26 protein-coding genes and 1 pseudogene are annotated in these 26443 nt (G+C 28.6%); 18 read left to right on the plus strand and 9 right to left on the minus strand.

The annotated features are described in order from the left end of the window. Positions 1-39: 39 nt before the first annotated feature. From L8W69_RS03110 to L8W69_RS03125, 4 genes are read left to right on the plus strand one after another with little or no spacing between them, the layout of a single operon-like run. Positions 40-273 carry a hypothetical protein gene (locus tag L8W69_RS03110; protein ID WP_012661890.1) on the plus strand — a complete coding sequence of 78 codons (234 nt, stop codon included), beginning with the start codon at positions 40-42 and terminating at the stop codon, positions 271-273. After that, positions 260-499, plus strand: coding sequence for a hypothetical protein (locus L8W69_RS03115; protein ID WP_133319896.1), 240 nt, complete (start codon positions 260-262; stop codon positions 497-499). Before L8W69_RS03110 ends, L8W69_RS03115 begins: the two co-directional genes overlap by 14 nt. Further along, positions 500-970 carry a type II secretion system protein gene (locus L8W69_RS03120; RefSeq protein WP_263666426.1) on the plus strand — a complete coding sequence of 157 codons (471 nt, stop codon included), beginning with the start codon at positions 500-502 and terminating at the stop codon, positions 968-970. Beyond that, positions 967-2811, plus strand: coding sequence for a primosomal protein N' (locus tag L8W69_RS03125; RefSeq protein ID WP_263666427.1), 1845 nt, complete (start codon positions 967-969; stop codon positions 2809-2811). The genes L8W69_RS03120 and L8W69_RS03125 overlap by 4 nt, the downstream gene beginning before the upstream one ends. On the opposite strand, the gene L8W69_RS03130 is transcribed toward L8W69_RS03125, so the two are convergent. Continuing rightward, positions 2804-3289: a DUF2972 domain-containing protein gene (locus L8W69_RS03130; RefSeq protein ID WP_263665448.1), complete on the minus strand. Its 486-nt coding sequence runs from the start codon at positions 3287-3289 to the stop codon at positions 2804-2806. The two genes, L8W69_RS03125 and L8W69_RS03130, sit on opposite strands and share 8 nt — an antisense overlap. Continuing rightward, entirely contained in the window at positions 3267-4097 is an 831-nt protein-coding gene (locus L8W69_RS03135; RefSeq protein ID WP_263666428.1) for a hypothetical protein, read from the minus strand. The genes L8W69_RS03130 and L8W69_RS03135 overlap by 23 nt, the downstream gene beginning before the upstream one ends. A gap of 67 nt (positions 4098-4164) precedes the next feature. On the opposite strand from L8W69_RS03135, the gene ispG reads away from it, so the two are divergent. Beyond that, positions 4165-5229, plus strand: a complete 1065-nt coding sequence (gene ispG, locus L8W69_RS03140) for a flavodoxin-dependent (E)-4-hydroxy-3-methylbut-2-enyl-diphosphate synthase (RefSeq protein WP_250322407.1) — start codon at positions 4165-4167, stop codon at positions 5227-5229. Here the strand turns inward: ispG and L8W69_RS03145 are convergent. The 5 genes from L8W69_RS03145 to L8W69_RS03165 all read right to left on the minus strand — a co-directional run bounded on the left by L8W69_RS03145 (position 5226) and on the right by L8W69_RS03165 (position 11244). Then, positions 5226-6590 (minus strand): nicotinate phosphoribosyltransferase, encoded by a 1365-nt coding sequence (locus L8W69_RS03145; RefSeq protein ID WP_263666429.1) that lies wholly within the window; start codon positions 6588-6590, stop codon positions 5226-5228. The two genes, ispG and L8W69_RS03145, sit on opposite strands and share 4 nt — an antisense overlap. Positions 6591-6611: 21 nt before the next feature. Continuing rightward, positions 6612-7718: a cell division protein FtsZ gene (gene ftsZ, locus L8W69_RS03150; RefSeq protein ID WP_039626779.1), complete on the minus strand. Its 1107-nt coding sequence runs from the start codon at positions 7716-7718 to the stop codon at positions 6612-6614. Between the two features lie 11 nt (positions 7719-7729). Next, positions 7730-9109: a cell division protein FtsA gene (ftsA, locus tag L8W69_RS03155; RefSeq protein WP_220566695.1), complete on the minus strand. Its 1380-nt coding sequence runs from the start codon at positions 9107-9109 to the stop codon at positions 7730-7732. Beyond that, entirely contained in the window at positions 9106-10584 is a 1479-nt protein-coding gene (locus L8W69_RS03160; protein ID WP_263666430.1) for a peptidylprolyl isomerase, read from the minus strand. The genes ftsA and L8W69_RS03160 overlap by 4 nt, the downstream gene beginning before the upstream one ends. 81 nt (positions 10585-10665) lie before the next feature. Next, on the minus strand, positions 10666-11244 hold the full coding sequence (locus L8W69_RS03165) for a class II aldolase and adducin N-terminal domain-containing protein (RefSeq protein WP_263659740.1): 579 nt from the start codon (positions 11242-11244) through the stop codon (positions 10666-10668). A gap of 60 nt (positions 11245-11304) precedes the next feature. On the opposite strand from L8W69_RS03165, the gene rsmH reads away from it, so the two are divergent. Together rsmH and L8W69_RS03175 are read left to right on the plus strand one after the other, a co-directional pair. Beyond that, on the plus strand, positions 11305-12222 hold the full coding sequence (rsmH, locus tag L8W69_RS03170; protein WP_263666431.1) for a 16S rRNA (cytosine(1402)-N(4))-methyltransferase RsmH: 918 nt from the start codon (positions 11305-11307) through the stop codon (positions 12220-12222). Between the two features lie 3 nt (positions 12223-12225). Continuing rightward, positions 12226-13149, plus strand: coding sequence for a hypothetical protein (locus L8W69_RS03175; protein WP_263662652.1), 924 nt, complete (start codon positions 12226-12228; stop codon positions 13147-13149). On the opposite strand, the gene L8W69_RS03180 is transcribed toward L8W69_RS03175, so the two are convergent. Beyond that, positions 13146-13637, minus strand: a complete 492-nt coding sequence (locus L8W69_RS03180; RefSeq protein ID WP_133319905.1) for a hypothetical protein — start codon at positions 13635-13637, stop codon at positions 13146-13148. The genes L8W69_RS03175 and L8W69_RS03180 overlap by 4 nt on opposite strands. Positions 13638-13768: 131 nt before the next feature. Between L8W69_RS03180 and L8W69_RS03185 the strand changes: the two genes are divergently transcribed. After that, positions 13769-14743, plus strand: a complete 975-nt coding sequence (locus tag L8W69_RS03185) for a glycosyl transferase family 90 (RefSeq protein ID WP_263666432.1) — start codon at positions 13769-13771, stop codon at positions 14741-14743. 11 nt (positions 14744-14754) lie between these two features. Further along, on the plus strand, positions 14755-15612 hold the full coding sequence (locus L8W69_RS03190) for a D-amino acid aminotransferase (protein ID WP_263659666.1): 858 nt from the start codon (positions 14755-14757) through the stop codon (positions 15610-15612). Here L8W69_RS03190 and L8W69_RS03195 read toward each other — a convergent pair. Next, positions 15609-16985 carry a cation:dicarboxylate symporter family transporter gene (locus L8W69_RS03195; protein ID WP_263662183.1) on the minus strand — a complete coding sequence of 459 codons (1377 nt, stop codon included), beginning with the start codon at positions 16983-16985 and terminating at the stop codon, positions 15609-15611. The genes L8W69_RS03190 and L8W69_RS03195 overlap by 4 nt on opposite strands. Positions 16986-17270: 285 nt before the next feature. Between L8W69_RS03195 and L8W69_RS03200 the strand changes: the two genes are divergently transcribed. From L8W69_RS03200 to L8W69_RS03240, 9 genes and pseudogenes are all read left to right on the plus strand, one after another. Next, positions 17271-19322 carry an FTR1 family iron permease gene (locus L8W69_RS03200; RefSeq protein WP_263666433.1) on the plus strand — a complete coding sequence of 684 codons (2052 nt, stop codon included), beginning with the start codon at positions 17271-17273 and terminating at the stop codon, positions 19320-19322. Then, positions 19319-19840, plus strand: coding sequence for a ferrirhodotorulic acid transporter, periplasmic binding protein (locus L8W69_RS03205; protein ID WP_012661874.1), 522 nt, complete (start codon positions 19319-19321; stop codon positions 19838-19840). Before L8W69_RS03200 ends, L8W69_RS03205 begins: the two co-directional genes overlap by 4 nt. A 77-nt stretch (positions 19841-19917) precedes the next feature. Continuing rightward, the gene (locus L8W69_RS03210) at positions 19918-21339 is read left to right on the plus strand and encodes a Fe-S-containing protein (RefSeq protein WP_263666434.1); all 1422 of its coding nucleotides are present in this window, start codon (positions 19918-19920) and stop codon (positions 21337-21339) included. Then, the gene (locus L8W69_RS03215) at positions 21329-22621 is read left to right on the plus strand and encodes an ABC transporter permease (protein ID WP_263664854.1); all 1293 of its coding nucleotides are present in this window, start codon (positions 21329-21331) and stop codon (positions 22619-22621) included. The genes L8W69_RS03210 and L8W69_RS03215 overlap by 11 nt, the downstream gene beginning before the upstream one ends. Then, positions 22611-23726, plus strand: coding sequence for an ABC transporter permease (locus L8W69_RS03220; protein WP_263659662.1), 1116 nt, complete (start codon positions 22611-22613; stop codon positions 23724-23726). The genes L8W69_RS03215 and L8W69_RS03220 overlap by 11 nt, the downstream gene beginning before the upstream one ends. Then, positions 23726-24382 (plus strand): ABC transporter ATP-binding protein, encoded by a 657-nt coding sequence (locus L8W69_RS03225; RefSeq protein ID WP_012661870.1) that lies wholly within the window; start codon positions 23726-23728, stop codon positions 24380-24382. The genes L8W69_RS03220 and L8W69_RS03225 overlap by 1 nt, the downstream gene beginning before the upstream one ends. Further along, complete coding sequence (locus L8W69_RS03230) at positions 24372-24863, plus strand: TlpA family protein disulfide reductase (RefSeq protein WP_220566705.1); 492 nt, start codon at positions 24372-24374, stop codon at positions 24861-24863. The genes L8W69_RS03225 and L8W69_RS03230 overlap by 11 nt, the downstream gene beginning before the upstream one ends. After that, entirely contained in the window at positions 24824-25321 is a 498-nt protein-coding gene (locus tag L8W69_RS03235; RefSeq protein WP_220566706.1) for a TlpA family protein disulfide reductase, read from the plus strand. The genes L8W69_RS03230 and L8W69_RS03235 overlap by 40 nt, the downstream gene beginning before the upstream one ends. 318 nt (positions 25322-25639) lie before the next feature. Next, a pseudogene (locus L8W69_RS03240) lies at positions 25640-26443 on the plus strand (hypothetical protein); the annotation flags it as partial.

Below are 26443 nucleotides of genomic sequence, written 5' to 3' on the forward strand. Positions count from 1 at the left end.
AAATACTCTAAAATATAAAATCAATAAAGGCAAAAAATTATGTATGATGAAAGAATAATCAACACAATGACAGATAAAGTAAATGAGCTTTTGGCTAAATATAATGAAGTATGTGAAATAAATGAAAATTTAAGAAATGAATTAGTAAGCGTAAAAGCACAAAATGAAGCTAAAAACAATCAAATTGCGCGTTTGGAAGAAGAGCTTAAAAATAAAAATATTGAAAGTGAAGATGTGATCAAAAAAATAGAGGCAGTTCTTGGCAAACAATAATCAAAGAAAAGTTACAATCAATGTCTATGCGAAAGACTTTGTTGTAACATGCAGTAATGAATTTGCAAATCATCTTGAAGATGAGATTGCTTTAATTTCTGGAGGCACAGGTAAGATAGAACTTGCAAATTTCATTAATGCTTTTGTAAAACTTAGCTATGAAAATTATATCTTAAAAAAAGAACTCAACAAACTTATAAACACTATCGATGAAGAAATACAATAAATGCAAGTAAAAAAAGCTTTTACTTTAGTAGAGCTTATTTTTTGTATGATGATTATTGCTATTCTTAGCACAATTGCTTATCCGTATTTTTCTTTTGGAAAAAATGATGCTAAACTTATCCAAGCAAAAAGTGAGGTAGAGCTCATCAATGCTTCTTTGGCTTTACTCAAAAATCAGTTTTTATTTAAAGAAAGTAAGGATTTTCCAGCCATTTTAGATGAAGCTTTGATAAATAGTGAAAATCAAAAATTATTTTTTTGTGATAGTTTGCAAAATTACAAAAAAACAAATCATTGTTCATATAGTGTATTAGATAAGCCAATTGTTTCAAGTAAAAAATCATGGATGAAAATAGCAAGTACCCAATATAGATTTTTTATAAATGCTAAAAATTACATAGATTTTTCTTATAATAGTGAAAAAGTTTTTTTAGAATGTGTGAGTTTAAATTGTAAGGATTATGGGTTTTGAATTTTTATCAACTTGCTATAAAAGGATATTATTTAGATACCTTAATTTATGAAAGTGAAGAAGAAATTGAAATTTTAGATGAAGTGATAGTTGATCTTGCGAGGAAAAAAAATCTCAAAGCTATAATTTTACAAAAATGTTCAAAGCCTGATTTTAAAACCCAAGCTATAAAAGAAAAAATAGGTTTTAAACTAACGCAATACCAATACGAACTTGCTCAATTTATTGCTTATTATTATGCTAGTAAAATAGCTTTTGTTTTGGGTATGTTTGAAAGCATTAAAGAGTATAAAAATGAAAAAATTCATATAGAAAAAGCACCTAGTTTAAGTAAAAACCAGCAAGAGGCTTTGGAATTTATAAAAACTAAACAAACTAGTTTATTATTTGGCGATACAGGAAGTGGTAAAACTGAAATTTATATTAGCTTGATAAAAGAATATCTAGAGCAAGGAAAGCAAGTTTTGCTTTTAATGCCAGAAATCGCTCTAACTCCGCAAATGCAAAAAAGATTAAAAGTGTATTTTGGCGAGCATTTTTTCTTGTGGCATTCTAAAATTACTAAGAAAAAAAAGCAAGAATACTTGCAAGATTTAACAAATTCAAAAGCTCTTTTAGTGGTGGGAGCTAGATCGGCTTTGTTTTTACCTTTTAAGAATTTGGGTTTGATTATTATTGATGAAGAGCATGATAATTCTTATAAAGCTTCTAATAATCCAAAAATCAATGCAAGAGATTTGGCTTTATTTGTAGCAAAAAAAATGCATATAAAAGTTCTTTTAGGTTCGGCTACTCCAAGTGTTGTAAGTTATTATAAACATCCTTGTTTTAGACTTAAAGGAACCTTTTTTGAAAGCAAAAAGCAGTTTTTATATGATGAGAGCGAGCTTAGTGTCTCGTCAAAATTACTTTTAGAATTAAAAATTAGTTTAAGAAATAAAAAGCAAGCTGTGGTATTTTTACCTACAAGGGCAAATTTTAGACAAATTTTATGCAAAGAATGCGCTAATACCATTAAATGTCCTTTTTGTTCTATTGCTTTGAGTTTGCATAAAAATAAAAATGCATTAAAATGTCATTATTGCAATTTTACTAAAGAAATTGATCAAACTTGTCCAACCTGCAATGGAGTTATGCTTGAAGCTAAAAAAATGGGCACAGCAGAGCTTTGTGAGCTTTTAGAAAAAGAATTAGCCGAGTTTAATCCTATCATAAAAAGATTTGATAGTGATGAGATTAGCAGTGTAAAAAAGCTTGATATGATTTTAAAAGATTTTAACCAAGAAAAAATTGATATTTTAGTAGGCACTTCTATGCTTGCTAAAGGGCATGATTATCATAATGTGGATTTGAGTGTGATTTTGGGGCTTGATGAGTATTTATTTAGACCTAATTTTAAAGCTTTAGAAGAGACTTTGGCTCTTGCTATGCAAGTAGCAGGTCGTGCAGGTCGTAAGGGTGAGGGTAGGGTGCTTTTACAAACTAAGAATAGATCTTTTTTTGAAAAATATATACAAGATTATGATAGCTTTTTAAAAGATGAATTAAATTCTAGAAGTGAGCTTTACCCTCCATTTAAAAGACTTTTAAGGCTAATTATTGAAGATGAGGATAAAAACAAAGCTTTAAATTTATGTGAATTTATAGCTAATAAAGTTCAAGAATTAAAACAAGTGCAATTAGTAGGCCATGGTGCTTGTGGTATTGAAATGCTAAATAAAAAATGGCGTTTTTATGTATTATTGCGTGCTAATACTCACCAAGAGCTTGTAAAGTTTGAGCATTTTGCTTTAAATTTTAAAAATATTACTTGTGATATAGATCCGGTTGATTTTAGTTAAAGAATTTTTCAAATTCTTGGTAATATTTCCATGATTTCACAATATCAGGGCGGAAATTTTTAATATGTATCAGTTCTTTATCTAATATATCTTTGAGTTTTAGCCTTGCTGTTTTGTTTTTCTTGAGATAGTCTAATACTTCATCTTCTTTCATAAGATTTGTTTCTGTGTAGTCAACAATTTCTTTGATTGCATCTAAAAAATTGGATAAATATTGTTTGATTCTTGCATAATTTTTATGATTTAAAAATTTAGATATTTTATTTTTATCGATATAAATGCCAATGTTATTTTTAAGATCATTATTGCTAATGTAGGAAAAAATATTTATTTGTTCGTTGCTTATATGATATCTATTAATAATTAATTTTATTTCATAATCTACTTGAAAAATTAAAGGAAGCAAATATCTTATATAACCTCTAAATTCTTTTCTTTTAAAAAGATTTTCATCATTATGGGGGGGGGGTAAAATCAAATTTATCTGCCAAGTTAATAAAAGTATTATAAGCTTTCTTTTCGTTTAAATCGCACATATCTATATAAGTAATATTGTTTGTGTTAATTTTATTAAGTAGAGTATGCATTATAAAAGTATTTTCTAGTAAATTTTCAAAATCATCTTTCATGTAAGTTTTGTTTGGTTTTAAAAAATTAATATATTCTTGGTAGTTAAAATTTAAGTTAAAATTTTGATTATAGTTTCTTTGAACTTTACTCCAATCTCTTCCATATGAATGTTTTAATAAAGATATGGGATCTCGTGTTTGAATTAGTATAGGTATATCACAACTAATTAAATTTAAATATTTATCCAAATTTAAAATATTTGTCTCGGATATATTAATAGCTGTTTGAGAGTATTGAAGAAGTGATTTAAAATTTAAATTATATCTGTAATATCCGTTGTTTGGAGATACCCAAGAAGCAGAGCAATAAACATTGCATGCTTCATTGAGTAGTGTTAAAAAAGCAGCAGCGCCAACACCATGAGGGGAAATATAGATAAATTTAGCATTTTCTAGAGGTATGTTTAGTTTCCAAGCAAGTTTTGTGCAATAATCACTAGGTTCTATATCGATATTTTTTGGATTTACTAATGGTGGATAAGTCTTATTTTCATATTGTTTAAAATCGTCACTATTAAGCCAAGCTGTAATATGATTTATATTATCTAGTATAAATTTTTGAAAAAAATAATCTTGATTGGTTTTGAGTGAATTTAATAAAAAATTTGCTTTTTTGCTATCTAAATGAGCTGATAAAAAATTAAGTAAATTTTTCATATTAAATCCTTGATATTTTTAGATTAAATTATTAAAATTATATAAAAATATTTTTAGAGTGATTTTAATGACAAGATATAAAACAAGACAAATAAAAGTAGGTGATGTTTTAATAGGTGGTGATGCACCTATTTCTGTGCAATCCATGCTTTTTACTAAAACAAGAGATATTGAAGGTTGTTTAGAGCAACTTAATAGGCTTTATTTTGCCGGTGCAAATATAGTGCGTTTAGCTTGTTTGGACATGGCAGATGCAAGAGCTTTAAAAGAAATCAAAGCAAAAAGTCCCTTGCCTTTAATAGTGGATATACATTTTAATCATAAGCTAGCAGTTTTTTGTGCTGAATTTATCGATGGGGTGAGAATTAATCCGGGAAATATAGGCTCAAAAGAAAATATAAAAGAAGTGGTGCAAGCTTGTAAACAAAGAAAAATTCCTATTAGAATAGGGGTAAATCATGGCTCTATAGAAAAGCAATTTAGCGATAAATATGGTTATAATATAGAGGCTATGCTTGAGAGCGCTTTATATAATATAAAATTACTAGAAGATTTAGACTTTTTTGACATTAAAATTTCTATGAAAACTTCAGATGTGCAAAATACCATAAAAGCTTATGAAGCTCTAAGACCACTTTGTGATTATCCGTTTCATTTAGGGGTTACTGAAGCAGGAACTAAATTTCATAGTACGGTTAAAAGTTCGATTGCTTTAGGAAATTTGCTTTTAAAAGGTATAGGCGATACAATGAGAGTTTCTATGACAGGGGAACTTGAAGAAGAGATTAAGGTAGCAAGGGCTATTTTACAAGATAGTGGAGTGCAAAAGAGTGGAGTAAATATCATCTCATGCCCAACTTGTGGAAGAATTCAAAGTGATTTGATTAAAGCGATTAAGATAGTAGAAGAAAAAACTAAACATATAAAAGAACCATTAAATATAAGTGTTATGGGTTGTGTTGTAAATGCCTTGGGTGAGGCTAAAGGTGCTGATGTGGCTATTGCTTTTGGAAAAAATCAAGGTTTAGTTATAAGACATGGTGAAGTGGTGGCAAAATTAAAAGAAGATGAGCTTGTTGATAGATTTTTACTTGAAGTAGAAGATGAAGTAAAACTTAGAGAAAAAGATTAATTTTTTTCTAAGTAAGTTTTTTGCATATTTTGTAATTTTTTAGAAATTTTTACTTTATAAATACTTGGATTTTGAAGTTTTTTTAGTTTAAAATCCAAACTATCAACACTTTTTTTATGATACTCTTGAATATTTTTCAAGTTAGGAAGCCCATAGATTAATTTTCCATCTTTAAAAACAAGCTCATGTAAATTTTTATATGTATAACCTTGATAATTTTTGATACTCTCATCATGTGTATATAAAATATCAAAACTTGCTTTATTGTTTTTATAATACCTTATGAGTTTTTTAAAATGTGGCAAGGTTGTTTTGCTTGAGCTTGCGCTGATTTTTATTTTAGGGATGATTTGATTGTTTTTTTCTAATGCAACAAGCTTATAAACAGCTCCAAAAATAGGCGAGCTTGCTGAAGTAATAAGCTTTTCTCCAATACCAAAAGCATCGATTGGAGCTTTGTTTTTTAGTAATTTTTCTATGATGAACTCATCTAAGGCATTGCTAGCTATGATTTTGCATTTTGTTAAGTTAGCAAGATCTAGTTTTTTTCTAATATATTTAGAGATTTTCAGCAAATCTCCTGAATCAATACGGATGGAATAATTTTGCATAGAATCTTGCGCATTTAACTCATTAAAAACTAAAATAGCATTTTCAATACCTTTTTTATAATCATATGTATCAATCAAAAGACTTATATTATCTTTATAAATTTGACAATATGCTCTAAAAGCACTTAGCTCATCATCAAACATTTGTACCCAAGCATGAGACATAGTTCCGCTAATAGGAATATTAAATTTTTTCCCAGCTAAAGTACAAGCACTTGCATGAAAACCACCTATAAAAGCAGCTCTAGCACCATTTAAAGCTGCGCTTTCTCCATGGGCTCTGCGAGAGCCAAATTCTAAGAGTAATTTTTCTTTTGCAATTTGAGCAATTCTGTTAGCTTTAGTGGCAATTAGACATTGATGATTTAGAGTTAAAAGTATGAAAGTTTCTAATAATAAAGCTTCTATTATAGGTGCTTTGATGATCATTAAAGGTGTATTAGCAAAAATACATTCACCTTCTTTAACACTTAGTATATCTCCACTAAATTTTAAAGTTGAAAGGTAGTTTACAAAATCATCATCAAATTTTTTAGTATTTTTCAAAAAATCTATGTCATCTTTAGAGAAAGAAAAATGATTAATATGATTTATGATTTGTTCTAATCCACAAAAAATAGCATAAGAAGCACTATCAGGAGCTTTTCTAAAAAAAACTTCAAAATAAACAATCTGCTTATGCATATTTTGTTTAAAATAAGCATAAGCCATACTTAGTTCGTAAAAATCACATAATAATGAAGAATTCATATAAGGATTTTTACTTACTAATTAATCCATTTGACGACGCAAGAAAGCAGGAACATCAAGTTGAGAAATCACTTCCTCATCAAACCCACCGCTAGCTTTGCGCAAATTCATATAGCTATTTTTTTTACTTTCTTCTTGTTCTTTAGCACTTTCTATTTCAGCTTTATCTTCAAAACCTGTAGCAATGATAGTTACTTCAACACGATCGCCCATGCTTTCATCAGTAGTTGCGCCAAAGATTACTTTTGCATTTTCATCTGCTATATCGCTAATGCTTTGAGTAGCTTGTGAAATTTCTATCAATGAGCATTCAGGTCCAATTTTATAATGGATAATCACGCCCTTAACACCTTTCATAGTCATACCATCTAACAATGGAGATTCTATAGCGCTTGATAATGCGTCCATGATAGCATTTTCACCTTCTCCATGACCCACACCCATTAAAGCTAAACCTCTATGGCTCATAACAGTTCTAACATCTGCAAAGTCAACATTGATATCGCCATCTTCTAAAAGAATAGACACCATACCTCTAACAGCTCTAGCTAAGATATCATCAACTAGTTTGAATGCTTCTTTTATACCTGCTTTTTTTGGAAGTATGCTAAGAAGTTTTTCATTTTGGATTACAATGATAGAATCACTTTCTTTTTTTAATTCAGCCAAGCCAGCTTCAGCTAATTTTTTTCTTTGTTTTCCTTCAAAAGCAAAAGGCATAGTTACAACCGAAACAGTTAATGCGCCTACTTCTTTAGCAGCTTGTGCTACAACAGGAGCTGCACCTGTACCAGTTCCACCACCAAGTCCTGCTGAAATGAATACTATATCACTTTGACTTAAAGCTGCTTTTACTTCTTCAAAGCTTTCTCTTGCACTTTCTGCTCCAATTTCTGGTTGCATTCCAGCACCTAAACCTTTAGTTTTTTTCTCACCTAGTTGAATTCTAGTTTTTGCTAAAGATTTTGCTATAGCTTGTGCATCAGTATTTGCCGAGATAAGATCAAGATCATGTAAGCCCATATTTACCATATGATCTATCATATTACCGCCACCGCCACCGCAGCCTATGACTTTTATTTTTGCACCTTTTGCGTGTTGCATTTCTTCTACTAGATATTCGCTCATTGTATCTCCTATTAGAACTGGTTTATTAATTTATTCCAAAAATTATGCATAAAACTTGATTTTTTATCTTTTTTGGTTTCAACTTTTGTTAATTCTGTTTTTTCATCTTCAAAATCTCTCTGTTCTTGAAAAATTTCTTCAAAATTTTTATTTTCTTCTTCATGTTCTTCTATGGTGAGATTTTGTTTTATCTGTTTGTTGATAAATTCAGGCTCTCCTTTGTATCTTAGTTTTTCATTAGAATCTAATTCATAAGGAGTAAAATGTCCACCACCATATAAACAAAGACCTATAGCGCAGCTATTTTCTGCATCTTCAAAAATTTCTTTAAAGCCATCCATAGTATCTTTTTTTGCGGTCGCTATTCTAACAGCTTTATTATCAAAATAAGCTGAAGCAAGTTTGTCAAGTCCTGCAAATTTTGTCATTCCACCTGTTAATACTATGCCTGCTCCTGCTTGATTTGCACAAGCATTATCACTTAGCATTTTAGCCAAAATAATAATAGTTTCTTCAATTCTTGCATAAATAACATTAGATATAACTTCTACTGAAACTTCATTTTTTCTTTTTTCATCACCCATATATGGAATTTGTATAATTGAGTTTTCATTTTGTGCTAAAGATGCATAATTTAATTTTAGTTTTTCTGCTTCTTTTGGTGGGGTATGCAAAGCTATGGATAAATCATTAGTGATATTTACTGAACCAATTTGTAAGCATTCATTATATCGTATAGAATTACCCGCATGAATGACCATATCGCAAACTGCTCCACCCATATCGATTAAAATAGCACCTAATTCTTTTTCACTATCATCAAAGCATGCGATAGAAGAAGCATATCCTGAAAGAACGATATTATCTACTCTAAGATCAGCAAGCTCAACTGCTTTTTTTAGATTTTTAATATGCACTTCTTGCGAGATTACAATATGTGTAGAAACTTCAAGACGATTTCCACTCATTCCCAAAGGATCTTCTACATGCTCAAGATCATTTACTTTAAAATTATAAGGCAATACATGAATGATTTCATATCCACTAGGTATATTTGCGGTATGTTTTGCTGTGCTTACTGCTCTGTGAATTTCTTTAATACCTATTTCATGATTTGGTATATTAACTACACCTATACTGTCTACACTTTTTGCATAAGCACCTGAAATAGATACAATTACTTTATCATAATGCACACCTGACATCATTTGTGCATCGGCTACTGCCTCTTCTATAGATTTTGAAGCAAGCTCTATATTGGTAATTGCTCCTTTTTTTATACCATTTGATTTTGATTTTCCAAAACCAATGATTTTAAGTCCTTCTTCGCTTTTTTGTGCCAAAATAGCACAAGTTTGTATTGAGCCTAAATCAATTCCTAAAATATTCAATTTGTATTTCCTTTATAATAGCGTTGGATTGGATATAATTCTATAAGTTTTTTTAATAATTCTTCCTTAAGTAAAGCTTGTTTAGTTTGTTTGGCGCTTTGTTCTATGATAAATTTATAAATTTCTTCTTTATCTTTGTTTTCTAGAGTTTGCTTTGTAATTTCATAAACTATTGCTTTATCATCAAATAAAACATAAGATTTAGCTTTATTTGAGTCAAATACATGCATTAAAAACTCACTAAATTCGGCATCATTTATCATTTCACCTACTTTTGCTCCTTTACTTGAGTCGCGACTATAAGTTCCTATATCTATGCCTTGGAAATTATTTAGGGCAAGCTTTGCTTTTTCTTCTAATAAAGTTTTAGTTTTTTCTCTGATGTAAAGTTTGCTCACTTCATTTTTGGCTTGCTCAAAAGTCATAGTCTGTATAGGATTTATTTTTATAAGTTTTGCGACCATATAGCCATTTTCAAATTTAAAAGGCTTAATAAAATCATTTTCTTTAGCTTTTTGTATGTTTTCTAAAGGGTAATAAATATCAGCATCGCTTATTGTGATGTTTTTGTCAAAACTAAGCTCGTTTTTTCTCAAAGCAACATAGCTTTCATTAGCTTTAAGTTTAAGTTTGGAAAGTTTTAAATCTTTTATAACTTTATCTTTGCTTTGTTCTAAGCTTAGAATTTTTCCTGCAAAATCTTTATAGTCGTTTTTATTTTCTTCATAGTAAGCTTGAATTTCTTTATCAACAACTGTGATTGTATTAGGATCTAAAAAATAAGTTGCAAGCTCATAGCTTTTTTGTGTTTTATATAGGTTTTTGTTTTTTTCCCAAGTTTGTTTTAGTTCTTTTTCATCAATAGGAATATTTTTATTATCAAGTTTTATTATTTGAATTTTTAAATTATCTTGCATTAAAAAACTTGCACCAAACATATCAAGCTCATTTTGTTTGATTTGTAAATTTAAAATAGCATTGATTTTTTTAAGCAATAATTCATCATGGATAATTTTTTCATAAGCTTTTGGTGTATAGTTGTTTCTTGCAAGTAAATTATAATATAAATCTTTATCAAAAACACCTGAAGCATTATGAAAGATTTTTTGATGCGCTAAATCATAAGCAATTTCTTCTTCGCTTACATTTAAACCTAAAGTTTTGGCATAAGAAAGCAGAAGTTTTTCTTGTATAAGTTCATTGATAGCTTGAGTATCTAAGCCATCTTTTTGTGCTTGTTCTTGTGTATAATTGCCATTGTTTAATTGTGAGTAGTAGTTAAATAATTGAGAATATTTTAGATTAAATTCATCATAGCTTATTTTTTCATCGCCTACTTTTGCAACAGAATTTGATCTATCGGTGTTAAAATCATAACTTCCCCAGCCAACAAAACCTGCTCCAACAAAAGCAATAACACTAATCCAAATAGTAATAACTAAATATTTTTTATGATGCTGCATCCAAGTGAGCATTTTTACCCCAATCCATAATTAATTAAATTAAACCATAAATTATAGGTAATTTGTGATTAATAAAAAATTAATTTTATGATTTTATGATAAATTTGTCTCTGCTAAATGGATAATTTTACAAGAATTTTCGATTAAATCTATTATTTTTCCAAGTTCATAGCTTGTTCTTCCATAAGCAAATATTCCATATCCTTTCACAACGACAAAATTTTGTTTTTGTTCTAACATATAACGATAAATTTCAGTTTGTGATCTATCATCCCAATCCTCATAACTTTTAGGATTGTAAACTCGAATTTCTTCTAAAAAAATTTCTCCAAAATAATCTTGAGGTGTTATGAAATCATGATTTAAACTCATGGATAAGGTATAAGCTGGATAAGCAAAACATACGAATTTAGCTTCAGGTATATTTTCATATATGCTTTTATGTATTTCACTATCGCTGCTTGCTTCATCCCAGCTATAATCTTTTGCAAATTTTAAGATACTTAAATTTTTTTCATCTAATTGATTCAAAAAAGCATTGCTTTTGTTGATAATAAATGAGCCTTGTGAAAGTTTTGCTGAAACAGAACCATGGCAAATTCCAAAAAAATTTTTTTTAAACATTGATGAGGATAGAATTTGAATTTGGGAAATAATATTTTCTTTATTCATTAAAAACCTTGTTTTAAACTTAGCTAAGGTATTATACTAAAAAATATTAAAAGGTATATTTTGCAAAGTCCACATATTCCTGTTTTATTACAAGAAGTTTTAAATACTTTTGATGATTTTGATAGCGGAGATTTTTTAGATTGTACTTTGGGTTATGGAGGGCATTCTAAAGCATTATTGCAAGCTCATGAAAAATTAAGATTAATTGCTTGCGATAAAGATTTAGAGGCTTTAAGTTTTTCCAAAGAGTTTTTAAAAAATTTTCAAGATAGAATAAGTTTTAATCATATAGGTTTTAAAGATATTTTAACTCAAATTTCAACGCAAAACATAAGAGGAATTTTAGCCGATATTGGTGTATCTTCTTTGCAGCTTGATAAAAATGATAGGGGTTTTTCACTAAATTCTGATTTTTTAGATATGAGAATGGATCAAAATAATCCTTTAAGTGCTAAAGAAGTAGTAAATTCTTACAACAAGGAAGCTTTAGAACGAATTTTTAAAGACTATGGAGATCTGACGCCGGTTGCTTCAATGCTTGCTCAAAAAATTATCAATGCAAGAAGTCAAAAAGAGATTACAAGTGCAAAAGAATTAAGTCAAATTATAGGAAATGCTAAGTTAAAAGGACGCAATGTATCTTTAGTTTTGCTCGTATTTCAAGCTTTGCGTATAGAAGTAAATAATGAACTTGGTGAGTTAAAATCCTTACTTGAAAATATAGAAAAAGCAAAATTAAAAGATTGTAAATTAGCTATTATTAGCTTTCATTCTTTAGAGGATAGAATAGTAAAAAATACTTTTAAAAGATGGGAAAAAGACTGCATTTGTGATGAAAGAGCTATAAAATGCGAATGCGGTAAAGGACATAGTCTTGGTAAAATTTTAAGTAAAAAAGCTATAAGTGCCTCCAAAGAAGAAATAAGCTATAATAGTAGATCAAGTTGTGCAAAAATGAGAATTTTTTATTTTAGGTAAATAATGATTGAAGATGATTTTTTAAAAGAAAAACAAAATATACGCGAAAAAATGTTGAAATATTCTAGGGCTATTAAAGAAGGTAGACCTTATGAAGAGTATGAGCACAATTTCAATGAAAGCGATCGCATATTAAAAAATAGAATACAGCGTAAAAAAAGACCTAAATTTACAGACTTTGATGAAGAATATAAAGAAAAACCTAAAAAACAATCCGCTATTTATTTAAAAGAAGATTTGATAAATGTTAAATTAGAAGAAAAAAAGCCTTTTAAATTACAACTCAATTTTTTCAAAAAGCAAAAAGAAAAATTTGATAAAAAAAATGATAAAAATCTTAAGTCATCTAAAAATGTTAAAACTTTGCAGGAAGTAAAAAAAGTAGAAAAAATACAACAAGAAAAAAAAGATTCTATTCAAATATCTAAAATTCTTACTCAAAGTAATGTCTTTGTCGCTTCAAAATTTCAAGATTTAAAAGAAAAAAGAAAAGAAAAAGTCAAACTCAAACAAGAATTAAAAGAGCAAAAAAAAATCGAACAAGAAAAAATAAAAAAAGCTCAAGAAGAATTAAAAGAAAAAGAAAAATTAGCTAAGCAAGAGCAAAAAATTTTAGAAGAAAAAGTAAGGCTTGAAGAAAACCAAGAATATAATCAAGAAGATAAATACGAACTTTTAGATAGCATAGTAAGTGAGGAAAATAAAAATTTAACCCCTAAAAATTTATTATACGCAGGTTTGATGATAGCATTTGCTTTATTGATATTTTTCCCACAAATTTATATTAGAAATCAAATTTATTATGTAAGTAGAGAAATAGCAGATTTAAGATCGCAAGAATTAGTTTTAGATGAAGAAAACAAAGAACTTCAAAGACAGCTTGAAGCATTGTATTTTCAAAATCAAGTTTTAGACTTTTTAGATTAATCTTGTGTTTGAATGATTTTCTCCAAAACATATTGTTCAAGTTGATTTTTTGGAATTTCTTCTTTAATGGCTTGGTTATAAATATTTTCTGCTATTTTTGAATATTTTTCATAAGCAAAATATGGAAAATGTAAAGTCCAGGCTTTTTTCAATAATCTTTTGCTTATTACTTTTCTAGTATAAATTTTAAAAATATCATAGCCAACAAAAACACAAGCGGTAACAAAAATAGCACTCAAGATGCTAATATGAAAATCAATAATTGTTAAAAAATAATGGCTGATGATAAGCATAGGAACTAAAATGGCTATACAAAAAAGGGTATATATAAGATAAGAATTAAATACCTTAAATTTAAAATTTAATTTCGCAGGATCTATCATCATACCTTCATTTAACAAGGCATTTGCTTCTAATAAATCTTTTAAATTAACAGGTTGATTTGAAACTTTAAAAATAAAGTTTAAAATAAATTCTTGTATTTTCATTGTTTTACCTAGTAAGTATGTGATTTTTGTGATTTTAGCATTTTTGTTTTTAAATAAGATAAATTTTAAGTCTTGTAAATGAAATCTTGTGTTAAAATTTACATTATTTTTGCATATAAAGAAAGAAAAAGATGGCAGATTCTAGATTTATGATGAATGTAAAAGGCATAGGCGGAGCTTTTATTCCAAGAATTTTATTTCAGAGTAAGTTAAAAAATATTTTTTCTGATATCTTATTACTGAACACAGAAAAAAAGGAGTGTGTAAAAAAGAGAATAAATTATTACAATAAACTAAATTTTGATAGAGCAAAGCATATTACATTATCACAAGCTGCTGAAAAAATAGGAAAATTCCCTTTTAAGAAAACCTCATTGGCTTATGATGCTTATACAATTAGTAAATATTTTAATGATGATTTTTTATGGATTAAAGCTTTTGGTGATATTTCTTATATTTTAAAAGAAGCTTCAATTTGCAAAGATAGACCTATTTGCAATAATAACTATAATAATATAATTATGAAGTTAGATAAAAATAGACATTTTGTTTTTTTAAAGGATAAATATGTTTTTGAAGATAAAAAAAACATTGCTATTTTTAGAGGTGCTGCCTATCAAAACAATAGAGTGAAGTTTTTTGAAAAAAATATTTCAAATAAAAAATGTGATATTGGTCACACAGGAAAAGGTTGTAATGAGTGGAAAAAAACATTTTTAAGCAAGCAAGATCAATTGCAGTATAAATTTTTAATATCACTTGAAGGTAACACTTTTGCTAGTAATTTGATTTGGTCGTTAAGTTCTAATTCTTTAGTTTTAGCCCCAAAAATGCGTTATGAAACTTGGTTTATGGAAGGAAAGTTAGTTCCAAATGAGCATTTTGCTTTGATTGATGATGATTATGAAAATGTAGAAGCTTTGCTTGATTATTATTTAGCTAATCCACATAGAGCAAAAGAAATCATACAAAATGCTCATGCTTATATAGAGCAATTTTTAGATGAAAAGATAGAATTTTATATAGGAATTTTAGTTTTAGCTAAGTATTTTTATTATTCTAATCAGCTTGATTTACCAAAAGATATTATTGATTTATTTGATTAAAAGGAGAGTTTATGCAAGAGATGGAAATAGTATTTTTAAATGATGAATTTATAAAAGCTAGCGAAGCTAAAGTGAGTATTTTTGATAGAGGTTTTATCTTTGGAGATGGAATTTATGAAGTAGTTCCTGTGGTAAATGCAAAAATAGCTGATAAAGAAGAATTTTGGGAGCGTTTTGAGCGTAGTTTAGCCCAAATTGATCTACAAATTCCTTATACAAAAGAAGAATTTGAAAATATTTTAAAGCAATTAATCATTAAAAATTCTCTCAAAGAAGGCGGGCTTTATATGCAAATTACTAGAGGGGTTGCTAGTAGAAATTTTGCTCTTTTAAAGGGGTTAAAACCTACTATTATGGCCTTTGCTTTTGAATGCAAGGTGATTGGGCATGAGTTTGCTAAAAATGGGGTGAGTGTTATTTCAACAGCTGATTTAAGGTGGAAAAGAAGGGATATAAAATCAATTTCTTTATTAGCTCAATGTCTTGCAAAAGAAGAAGCCGTTAAAGCTAAGGTTTTTGAAGCTTTTATGGTAGAAAATGCTTTAGTAACGGAAGCTTCTAGTAGTTCAGCTTTTATTATAAAAGATAAAACTTTAATCACTAAGCCATTTTCTAATGAAATCTTACCAGGAATTCGCCGTAAAAATATCTTAAAATTTGCAAAAGAACTTGATCTTAAAGTAGATCAAAGAGCTTTTAGTATGAAAGAAGTGTATGAGGCTGATGAGGTGTTTATTTCTGCGGCTACTTTTTTGATTTTAGGTGTTATAAAAGCAGATAGTAAGGTAATTAATGATGGTAAGGTGGGTTTTTATACCCAAAAACTAAGAGAAAAATATGTAGAAAAAATTCAAAAAGAGGTTTTTTAATCAAAACCCGCATTAGTAAATTCTTTAGGATTATCTAGAGCGTAGCGAAACTTTTCCCAGTCTATTTGTTTATCCCAAATAGCTACGATTAAAGCTGCTACGCTATTACCACATAAATTTCCCACAGCACGAATTTCAGACATAAATTTATCCACGCCCAAAAGTATAGAAATGGCAGCCACAGGTAAAACCTCGCCCAAACTTGCTCCTAAGCCATTGTTAGCTTCTGCAATATGCATATTAGATAAAGCCGCAAGTGTACTTCCTAGTATAATAAAACCTGATCCAGTCACACCAACAGCACCTTTTGAGGCTATCATAAGCACTATTAAAATGCTAATTTCATGAGTTAAAGAAAGTTCTACATTAAAAGCTTGAGCAAGGAAAATTAAACTCATAGCTAAATAAATATTAGTACAATCAAGATTAAAACTATATCCAGTTGGTAATACCAAGCCCACAGTGGCTTTTGAAATTCCTGCTTTTTCAAGTTTTCTCATAAGCGGAGCTAATGCTGATTCGCTAGAACTCGTGGCAAAAACTATTAAAACTTCTCTTGAGATAAAACGCATAAATTTAAAAATATTGACTTTGGCAATAAAACAAATAAGCCCTAAAACTCCAAAGATAAAAAGCAAAGAAGCAAGCAACATAACAATAAGCAAATAACCCAAATTTAATAAAGAATCAAGTCCATATTTTGCCACTAAAAAAGCCATTGCAGAAAAAGCAGCGATGGGAGAAAAATACATAATGATTTCTAAGATTTTAAAAACAAAACTTTGCATAATTTCTAAGGTTTTTTGTATAGCTTTTCTCTCATCAATTCTCATAAGTGAAATAATAAAAGCACAAGCTAGAGCTATAACTAAGATTTGCAAAGTTTTTCCCTCGCTAAAAGCAGCTATGATATCAGTAGGTATAGCGTCTTTTAAAATATGCAAAATTTCATTTTGCGCACTTATTTCTATATTTTTATTAACAAATTGAGCCACACTTTCTTGATCTAGAGTGCTTGGATCAAGGTTCATTCCTTTACCAGGTCCCATAATGTTTGCCATAAAAATGCCAATAGCTAAAGCAAAAGTGCTTACTATTTCAAAATAAAGCAAAGCTTTAGCTCCTATGCTTCCAACTTGTTTTAAGCTTTCAAGACTAATAACACCTAAAACAATAGTTAAAAATATAATAGGACCTATGAGAATTTTTAAAGCTTGTATAAAATAATCTACACCGATTTTACTAGCTAATGCAAATTCCTTATCTAATAAGCCAAGGCAAATGCCAGCTATAATTCCTATAATCACCCAAAAACCTAAATTTTTTAACATTTTTTTGAGTTTGCTTGGTTTTTCATGAGTAATAACTAGCATAAAAAACTCCTTGTAATTTTAAAAAACGATACATATTAGCAAATAAAAACTTATTTTTATTGTTAAAATAAATAAAAAATAAATATAAAAGCTAAAAATAATAATTTTTTATCTTATTTTGTAGATAAAAGTAGCATTTTGTAGTATTTTTGTATGATTTATTATGAAATAAATAATGATAATGTTTATCTAAATTTAAGAAAGCTAGTACTATACTTGTGACTATGATTTTAAAAATGAATATCATTTCGGAGTAAAATAGTGTTTAAAAAAATAAGTTTATTAATGATTTTTTTATTTTGTTCTTTAACACTTGCTAGAGATATTGATTATCAAAAAGAAAGTCAAAATATTAAGCAAATTTTGAATGAAAGTATGGTGTTATATAAAGATAATAAAAATTTAGAAGCTAAGAAAAAAGCTGAAGATGCATATTTTCAGCATTTTGAAACCATGGAAGGCTCTATTGGTCGCAATGTCGGTAGAAAAGTCATTGTGATGGAGCGTAAATTTATTAATTTAAGAAAAATGTATAAAGATAAAGAAGATATTTCTAAGATAGAAGCTTTAATTAGTAGCTTGTATTTTGATTTAGATGAGGTCGTTCCTATATTAGAAAAAGGATTTCAATTAAAAGCCGAAGCTAGTGATATAAATTATGATAAAAAAGCAGCTGAAAGCTCATCTTTAAAAGCAGAAAAAGAGCGTCAAGCGCAAGCTGAAGCTATGTTTGCATCTTTACTTGGAGAGGATGTTAAAGGACAAACATCATCAAATTTGACTCAAAATTCAACTACTCAAGAGCAAAATATCCAAAAAGACGAAACATTATTAGCCTTACAAGAAGCTTCAGCTATGGATGCAAGATTGCAATTTTTAATGGATTCAATGATTTCAAAACTTGATCAAGCAGCATTGGCTTTTGTAAATAAAGATTACCAAAAAGCTAAAGATTTAATCCAATCAGCATTATTCGAAGATTATAGAAATTCAAAGGTAGAAGTTTTAGTAGCAAGATACACAAAAGCGGGTATGGATAAAAAAATTCAAACAAAACTTAGAACTATAATAAGAAAAATCAACAATAACACTTTGGATGAAAAAGCTATAAGAGATGAAATTTCAGACATATCAGATTTATTATATGAAGCATTCCTAGCTTTACCTAAAGAAGAATTAGCTTTACTTCAGGTTAAAGGCTTTGATGAAAGTGTTATGAGTACTAAAAACTATACTAAAGTATATGATGATATAAAAATTGCACTTAATAATATTTTACAAAATTATGATGGTTTTAATTTAAATAGCATAGATGCTTTACAAAATGTTTATTTGGATATTTTTGAAGCAAGTGGTATGGAAAGTAAAATTGGTGCTATTGATAGTGCTTTAAAATTAAAAATAGAAAGTTATTTTTCAAAAGGTGTTGCACTTATTAAAGCAAGTGCTTCTAAAGAAGAATTAAAACGGAATTTTGATGAGCTTGGTGCATTAATTGAAAATTCTTTGGATAAAATTCAAGAATCTTCACCTATGTCTTTATTTATATGGGCTTTGGGTATTATCTTAAGAGAAGGTTTAGAGGCTTTAATCATTGTTGTAGCCATAGTTTCATATTTAGTTCAAAGTGGCAATAAAAAGCGTTTAAGTATAGTATATTCAGCACTTTGGAGTGGAGTATTTTTAAGTTTTGTAACTGCATTTTTTATTTCATGGATTTTTAAAGAACAAGCAGGGCAAAGTAGAGAATTTTTAGAGGGCATTACTATGCTTGTGGCTGTTGCATTACTATTTTATGTCGGTTTTTGGCTTTTATCAAATGCGCAAAATAAAAAATGGGCAAATTATGTAAAAACTCAAGCAGTTGAAGCTATCTCAAATAATTCAGCAAAAACTTTATGGTTTAGTGTGTTTTTAGCTGTATACAGAGAAGGTGCTGAAACTATTCTTTTTTATCAAGCTTTATTATTTGATGCAAAAACAAGCACAGATTATAGTTTTATATTTATAGGATTAGCTAGTGGATTAATTATACTTATAATACTTTATTATTTATTAAAAGCTGGTGCTTTAAAAATACCAGTAAAACAATTTTTCTATATAACTTCATACATTATTTTTTATATGGTCTTTGTCTTTACAGGCAAAGGCATTGGTGAGCTCATAGAAGCCAAGGTTATTACACCAAGCTTACTTCCTTTTGATTTTGAAGGAATTTTATGGCTTGGAATTTATCCTTACTATGAGAGCATCATACCTCAGTTTATGGTTTTAATCTTACTCATTATGGGTATTTTTATAACAAAGCAAATTTCAAATAAAAGGGAAAAAATATGAAAAAAACTTTATTAAGTTTAGGTGCAGCAGCTAGTATTTTAGCTAGTTCAGTTTTTGCAGCAGAGGTACCAATTGGCGATCCTTATGAGTTAAATGGTATGGAAATAGCAGCTGTTTATTTGCAGCCAATCGAAATGGAGCCAAGAGGGATTGATCTTGCAGCAAGTTTAGCAGATATTCACCTTGAAGCAGATATTCATGCATTAAAGGGTAATAAAAACGGCTTTCCAGAAGGTTTTTGGATTCCTTATTTAACTATAGCTTATAAGCTAACTAATCTTGACAATGGTAAAGTAAAAACAGGAACTCTTATGCCTATGGTAGCAGATGATGGCCCTCACTATGGTGCAAATTTAAAAATGGATACAGGTATTGGAAATTACGAGTTAGTATTTTTAATAGAAAGCCCAGAAAAACAAGGTTTTGGACGCCATGTTGATAAAGAAACGGGTGTTGGTAAATGGTTTGAGCCATTTTCAGTTAAATACAACTTTAAATACACAGGAAAACCTAAGTGATTTTTTCCCTAGCTTTTTGCTAGGGTTTATTTATAAAATTATTGATTTTATAAATAAATTCTATCAAAGAAGAGCCCATGTCGATTTATTTTGTACATTTTTTTGGAGTATTTTTTTCTTACGCACTTTTAAGTGCTTTATTTTTTTATAATCTAAAAAATTCTTTAGTGTTTAAACTTGCTTTTGTGGGTTTTGTTTTTTCTTATTTTGCTTTTTTTATTAGCGCTAAAACACTAAGTTATGATTTGTTGTATTTTTCTAATGATGTTTTATTTGTTTTATTGTTTTTAAGTGTTATCATTTTTTCTTTTATAAAAAATAATTTTTTAAAAGAAAAAATTCAAACTATTTTGCTTTTTTTATTATCTTTTGCTTTTGGTATAAAATATTTACATATTTCTATCGACTTTCCTATATTAAGCACTAATTTTTTAGATTCTTTAGCGATTAGTTCTTTTGGGCTTATTTTGCTTGCTTTTGTTATGTGTTTTGGGGTTTATCTTTTTACAAGATGGCTAAGGGAATTTAAATTTAAATTTTTAAATTTATTTTTACTCATTATCGTGATTTTTTATCTAAATGAAGCTTTAGCACAAATTTTATTGCACCTTATGAGAGAAGGTGTGATAGAAACAGAAAGTTTATATTTAAGCTATGTGGCAAAAAGTGTATATTATGCTAAATTCTATACATATATATGGTTTTTATTGCTAGGAATTTGTATAGTTTTAGCTTTAAAGCAAAGAGTGAGTGAAAACAGCAAGAAAAAAGATTTTGATATAGAATTTAGAAAAAATCAAGCAAAAAATTCAACTATAACTAATTTTAGTGCAAGTATTTTTAGTGCTATGATTTTAAGTCTTTGTATTTTTCTCTTTTATGACTTGCATGCTTCAAGACCAATCACCATAGACGAGCCAACCTATGTAGAGCCAAATGAAAATAATGAATTTGTTTTTGATGTGGCAATATTAAGAGATAATAACTTACACCGCTTTGCTTATATTAGCGATGAGGGTAAAGTGGTAAGATTTTTCTTGATTAACAAAAGAGAAGATAAAGACTCTCCAGTAGCAGTTTTTGATGCTTGTAGTATATGTGGAGATATGGGGTATGTTAAAAAAGGTGGAGAGCTAATTTGTATTTCATGTAATGTTAGAATTTTCTTACCAAGTGTGGGTAAGGCAGGTGGGTGCAATCCTATCCCTATGAAATATAAATTTGAAAATGGTAAAGTTATCATACCTTTTTCAGAAATTTTAGATGGGGTAAATTTTTTCACTCAAGTAGTAGAAAAGAAAGTTTATGATCCTATTGATCATACCGAGCTTATTAACTTAAAAGCACCAAGATCTTATGTTTATAAAGGAAGAACATATTTTTTTGCTAATGAAAAAAATTATGAAGAGTTTAAAAACGATCCTTTAAAATACATTGATATGAATAAATCTTCAAAATATAGAATTCATAATTTATTAGGAAATGACTATGCAAGTTAAGATTGTAAAAAACTCTATTTTTCAAAATAAAATCCAAAAATCTCTAGCCTTACTAACGATTTTTTTAGCTACTTTACTTATGGCTACTATGTTAAATCTTACTTTGGGTATAGGTAATGAAATTACAAAAGAATTAAGAAGTTATGGATCAAACATTTTAGTTTTACCTAAAGGTGCAAGTTTGAGTGTAGAAGTGGGTAATAAAATTTATGAGCCTTTGAAAAATCAAAATTTTTTAGAAGAAAACAAGCTCCATACTATAAAAGAAATTTTTTGGAGAAATAATATCAATGCCTTTGCGCCATTTTTAGATACTCAGGTAAAAATTCAAACTCCAAATGCAAATTATGAAAATATCTCTTTAGTGGGAACTTATTTTGATAAGGCTATAAAGATTCAAGATGATGATGATTTTTATGCAGGTATTAAAGAATTATACAAATATAGTCAAATCAAAGGAAATTACCCAAAAGATGATAGTTTAGATGAAATAATGCTAGGAATAGATTTAGCACAAAAGTACGATTTAAAAATAGATGATGAAATTACCCTTGTGCAAAATGATCAAATTTTTAAAGTAAAAATTGTTGGTATTATGGATTTAACTCAAGCTTTTTCAAATAAAATCATCACTTCTTTGCTTTTAGCACAAAAGCTTTCTAAAAAAGAAGGTTTATTCTCAAAAGCAGAAGTTTCAGCTTTGACTATACCTGAAAATGATTTAGCACAAAAAGCAAGACGCGATGTAGATAGTCTTGATCAGCTTGAGTATGATCAGTGGTATTGCACTGCTTATGTAAGTTCTATTGCCTATCAAATTGCAGAAGATTTTAAAGGTGCAAGCACAAAAGTAGTGAGTGCGATTTCAGATGCAGAAAGTTTGATAGTATCTAAAATTCAATCTTTAATGGCAGTAGTTAGCATTATATGCTTAATCGTAGCTTCCATAGCCATATCATCTTTAATGAGTGCGGATATTTTTAGAAGAAAAAGTGAAATAGGGCTTTTAAAAGCTTTAGGTGCTAGCACTTTGCAAATTTATATGATTTTTGCGTTAGAAGGGGTTGTGGTAGCTTTAGTTGGGGCTGTTTTGGGCTTTGCTTTTGGTATAGGTATGTCAGAGATTATCGCCTTGAGTATATTTGAACATATCATTGAAATTTCTTGGATTATCCTACCAATTTGTTTATTTTTTGCAGTGCTTATAGTATTTTTAGGGTGTTTGTTTTCTATCAAAGGAATTTCTAAACTTTCTACTTCAGAGGTTTTATATGGGAAATAATTTTTTTATGCAAGAGGTTTTTAAATCTCTTATTTTTTCTTATAAAAGAGTTTGTATTATTTTTATAGCTGTGTTTATGGGTGCTATGGTAAGTGCTTCGTTTTTTAATATTTATTTTGATATTGACACAAAATTGTCCAAAGAATTAAAAGCTTATGGAGCTAATTTTATCATCACACCAAAAGATGATGAGTTTTTAAGCATGGATGAATTTAATCAAGCCAAAGAAAACTTGAAAGCAAAAGCTTTAACCCCATTTTTATATGGTTTTTATAATCTTGAAAGTTCAAGTGCGGTAGTTGTTGGGGTTGATTTTGCAAATTTAAAGCTTACCAAGCCTTTTATGGAGGTTTTAAAAGGAAGCTTTTCTTTGAGTGATTTTAGTGAAGATAGTGCCTTTGTGGGGGCTGATTTAGCTAAACAATTAGAGCTTAAAATAGGACAAGAATTGCAAATTTATAACCCAAGTATATCTAAAATAGTCAAAGTAAAAATCAAAGCTATTTTAAGAAGCAATGATGAGCAAGATGGGGTTTTAATCATCTCTTTAAAAAAAGCTCAAGAATTAGCAGCTAAAGAAGTGATAAATTATGCTCAAGCTATTTTACTAGGTGATTATGAAAGCTTAGATCAAAAAGCAAAAGAACTTAGCAAGGCTAATGTAGAAGCCAAAGTCATAGCTTCAGTATCCATTAGTGAAGGTGTGATTTTAGAAAAGATCAAGGCTTTGATGGCTTTGATTAGTTTAACTATTTTGCTCATTAGTTCTTTGAGTGTAAATACCACTCTTAGTGCAGTGATTTTTTCAAGAAAAAAAGAAATAGCCTTGCACCTTGCACTAGGAGCTAAACATAAAGAAGTTATTAAACTTTTTGGAGCTGAAGTGTTTATTTTAAGCTTGAGTGCGAGTTTGTTTGGCGCTTTTTGCGGATATTTTTTAGCAAATATTTTTGGATATTTGATTTTTAATGCAAGTATAGATTTTAGATTGCTTTCAGTGTTTTTTGCGGTGCTTGTTTCTTTAGTATTTGCATTTTTTGCAAGTATCTTACCGCTAAAAAAAGCTTTAAAAATCAATGTTTGTGAAAATTTAAAGGGTGAGTGATGAAAAATATTATAAAAATTTCAAATTTAAATCGTAATTTTAATGAAGTTAAAGCTTTGCAAAATATCAACCTAGAAGTAAAGCAAGGCGAATGGCTAGCCATTATGGGCCCATCAGGTTCAGGTAAATCAACACTTTTAAATATACTTTCTTTAATGGATACTCAAAGTAGCGGGGAGTATTTTTTAGATGATAAAGAAGTTGGAAATTTAAGTGAAGAAGAAAAAAGCGTAATTAGAAGAGAAAAAATAGGTTTGATTTTTCAACAATTTCATTTAATACCTTATTTAAATGCTTTAGAAAATGTCATGCTAGCTCAGTTTTATCACTCAAGTATAGAACAAAAAGACGCTATAATGGCACTAGAAAAAGTAGGGCTTTCACACAGACTTACGCATTTACCTAGCCAATTAAGTGGCGGGGAGCAACAAAGGCTATGTATAGCAAGAGCTTTAGTGAATGATCCTGAAATTTTATTAGCAGATGAGCCAACTGGAAATTTAGATGAGGCAAATGAAAAAAATATTCTAGAGCTTTTTTGTAAATTAAAACAAGATGGTAAAACCATAGTTTTAATCACTCACAATCCAGACTTAGCTACTTTTGCTGATAGAACTATCATTTTAAGCCATGGAGTGATGAAAAGTGAAAATTAAAAGTATAATTTTAGCTTGTTTATGTTTAGTTTTTTTAAGTGCATGTTTTGAAAACAACAATAAAAATGGCGGCAAAGTAGGCTTAAAAGCACCAGAAATCGCAGCTAAAAATTTAGAAGGTGAGAAAATCAAACTAGCTGATTTTGATAATCTTATTGTTTTAACCTTTGTAGAGCAAGGTTGTGCATCTTGTTTAAAAGACTTACCACTCTTGGAAAAACTAGCTAACGAATATCCTAAAAAAATCACTATTTTAGCGCTTGATTCTGTGGATAAGGGGAAAGATTTTGAAGAATTTGCTACAAAATATGATTATAAAAATATTATATTTTTGCAAGATGATTTAGATATATCATGGCAAAGATTTAACATTTTTGCAGTACCAACAACTTTTGTCATTAAAGATGGAGTTGTGCAAGATAAAATCATAGGAGAAAAACCATGGTCACAACTAAAAGCTTCTATTGCTTCTTGGCTTTAATAAGTGTTTTTTTCTTTAGTGCATGCTCAAATAATGAATTTCAAACCTTAAATTCAAGTCAAAACTATACTTTTAAATACGATGGTTTTGAAAAAACCTTAAAAACACAAAATGCAAATCAAGCTTATGCTTTATTTTTTTTCACGCAAGATTGCGGTGCGTGTAATGCACAAATTCCGATGCTAAATGAACTTTATAGAGAAAGAAATTTTCCTATTTTAGCGGTGTTAAATGGAGCTAAATCAAAAGAAGAAGCTCAAAAAATTCTTTTGGAAAAAAAGTTAGATTTACCACTTATGTATGAAGCTAAAGCAAGCTCATTTTTGTCTAAGGCTGTGGGTGGAATTTATGGTGTGCCTGTGATAGTTTTTTATGATGAAAAAGGCAAAATAAATGAAAAATTCATCGGACTTACTCCAAAAAGTGTTTTAGAAAATAAAATTAAAGTTTTACAATAACTACTGCTAACTTTTTTAAGTTTATTTTTAATTAAAAAATAAAATTTGCAATTATTTTTTTTAAGTGATTTTTTATGTACTCAAAATGCAAATATATTGTTAATGTTATTGATAGGCTGTATGTTGATTGTTTGGTATGTTACAAAAATACCCAATTAAAATAATTAACCTAAAAGCCTATAAACAAGCATTTTGATAATTTTTTTCAAAATGAGATATTTTATATCTTATTCTTAATTTAAGCTTAAATTTATATGCATAGCAGTAGTATAACTTTTTTATGAAAATATAAAATTTCTAGGAGGTATTTTAAATACCATGAAAAGATTATTTTTTAATTTAAACCTTAGGGGGGGGGGGATATTGTTCAGTCATATTTTGAGAAAATATTGCATGATATTAAAATTTTTCTTACTCACTATATTTTCCTTAAACTCTTTAGAAGCTGCCACCCAGGCAAATTATGATAAAACTTCTAATGCTTATATTATTAAACAGCACAAATTTAATAATAATGATGTTTATGATTATAATCTTGACACATATAAACTCTTAAGTGGTAAAAACTTCTATGGTCAAATGGCTAGCAATAAAAACCTTTCAAATATTACTTTAATTTATGATAATCCTAAAGATAAGGCTCATTTGAATTTAAATAAATTAGCCTTTAGACAGCATATACTTACTCCAAGTATTAAAGAAGATATTTTTGTAGTTAATGGTTTTCATAGTTTTAGTTCGGTTAATACCGCTTTAAATCAATTAAGCTATATACCTTTTTTAGTTTCAGCCTATACCTTTAATGCAAAAGCAAATAATAATACCTTAGTATTAAAAGCAGGGGAATTATCTTCAGTATATTATTTAAAACCTACCGATAAAGAGGTAATTAATCCTAAAGCTAGTGGCTTAGATAATAAATATAATTTTTTAATCACTCCAGCCATAGCAAGAAAAGGTGAAGCAAGTAATAATACTTTAAATTTCTTAAAAGATGCCTATGTGGATATGGGTGTTGAAAACACCTATACCTTACCTTTAAATGGTGCTCCTTATATCTTAGGTGCTTTTGGAGTTGATGCTAATACTAATAACAATACTGTTATTTTAAATAGCGGCTCT

Source organism: Campylobacter sp. CNRCH_2016_3089, from assembly GCF_025772505.1.
In the GTDB taxonomy this organism is placed as follows: domain Bacteria; phylum Campylobacterota; class Campylobacteria; order Campylobacterales; family Campylobacteraceae; genus Campylobacter_D; species Campylobacter_D lari_D.

Bases quoted from the DNA above. Each gene is read 5' to 3' on its own strand.
- L8W69_RS03110 (WP_012661890.1), top strand. From the start codon at position 40: ATGTATGATGAAAGAATAATCAACACAATGACAGATAAAGTAAATGAG.
- L8W69_RS03120 (WP_263666426.1), top strand. From the start codon at position 500: ATGCAAGTAAAAAAAGCTTTTACTTTAGTAGAGCTTATTTTTTGTATG.
- L8W69_RS03135 (WP_263666428.1), bottom strand. From the start codon at position 4,097: ATGAAAAATTTACTTAATTTTTTATCAGCTCATTTAGATAGCAAAAAA.
- ispG (WP_250322407.1), top strand. From the start codon at position 4,165: ATGACAAGATATAAAACAAGACAAATAAAAGTAGGTGATGTTTTAATA.
- L8W69_RS03145 (WP_263666429.1), bottom strand. From the start codon at position 6,590: ATGAATTCTTCATTATTATGTGATTTTTACGAACTAAGTATGGCTTAT.
- ftsZ (WP_039626779.1), bottom strand. From the start codon at position 7,718: ATGAGCGAATATCTAGTAGAAGAAATGCAACACGCAAAAGGTGCAAAA.
- L8W69_RS03160 (WP_263666430.1), bottom strand. From the start codon at position 10,584: ATGCTCACTTGGATGCAGCATCATAAAAAATATTTAGTTATTACTATT.
- L8W69_RS03165 (WP_263659740.1), bottom strand. From the start codon at position 11,244: ATGAATAAAGAAAATATTATTTCCCAAATTCAAATTCTATCCTCATCA.
- L8W69_RS03175 (WP_263662652.1), top strand. From the start codon at position 12,226: ATGATTGAAGATGATTTTTTAAAAGAAAAACAAAATATACGCGAAAAA.
- L8W69_RS03180 (WP_133319905.1), bottom strand. From the start codon at position 13,637: ATGAAAATACAAGAATTTATTTTAAACTTTATTTTTAAAGTTTCAAAT.
- L8W69_RS03185 (WP_263666432.1), top strand. From the start codon at position 13,769: ATGGCAGATTCTAGATTTATGATGAATGTAAAAGGCATAGGCGGAGCT.
- L8W69_RS03190 (WP_263659666.1), top strand. From the start codon at position 14,755: ATGCAAGAGATGGAAATAGTATTTTTAAATGATGAATTTATAAAAGCT.
- L8W69_RS03195 (WP_263662183.1), bottom strand. From the start codon at position 16,985: ATGCTAGTTATTACTCATGAAAAACCAAGCAAACTCAAAAAAATGTTA.
- L8W69_RS03200 (WP_263666433.1), top strand. From the start codon at position 17,271: ATGATTTTTTTATTTTGTTCTTTAACACTTGCTAGAGATATTGATTAT.
- L8W69_RS03205 (WP_012661874.1), top strand. From the start codon at position 19,319: ATGAAAAAAACTTTATTAAGTTTAGGTGCAGCAGCTAGTATTTTAGCT.
- L8W69_RS03210 (WP_263666434.1), top strand. From the start codon at position 19,918: ATGTCGATTTATTTTGTACATTTTTTTGGAGTATTTTTTTCTTACGCA.
- L8W69_RS03215 (WP_263664854.1), top strand. From the start codon at position 21,329: ATGCAAGTTAAGATTGTAAAAAACTCTATTTTTCAAAATAAAATCCAA.
- L8W69_RS03220 (WP_263659662.1), top strand. From the start codon at position 22,611: ATGGGAAATAATTTTTTTATGCAAGAGGTTTTTAAATCTCTTATTTTT.
- L8W69_RS03225 (WP_012661870.1), top strand. From the start codon at position 23,726: ATGAAAAATATTATAAAAATTTCAAATTTAAATCGTAATTTTAATGAA.
- L8W69_RS03235 (WP_220566706.1), top strand. From the start codon at position 24,824: ATGGTCACAACTAAAAGCTTCTATTGCTTCTTGGCTTTAATAAGTGTT.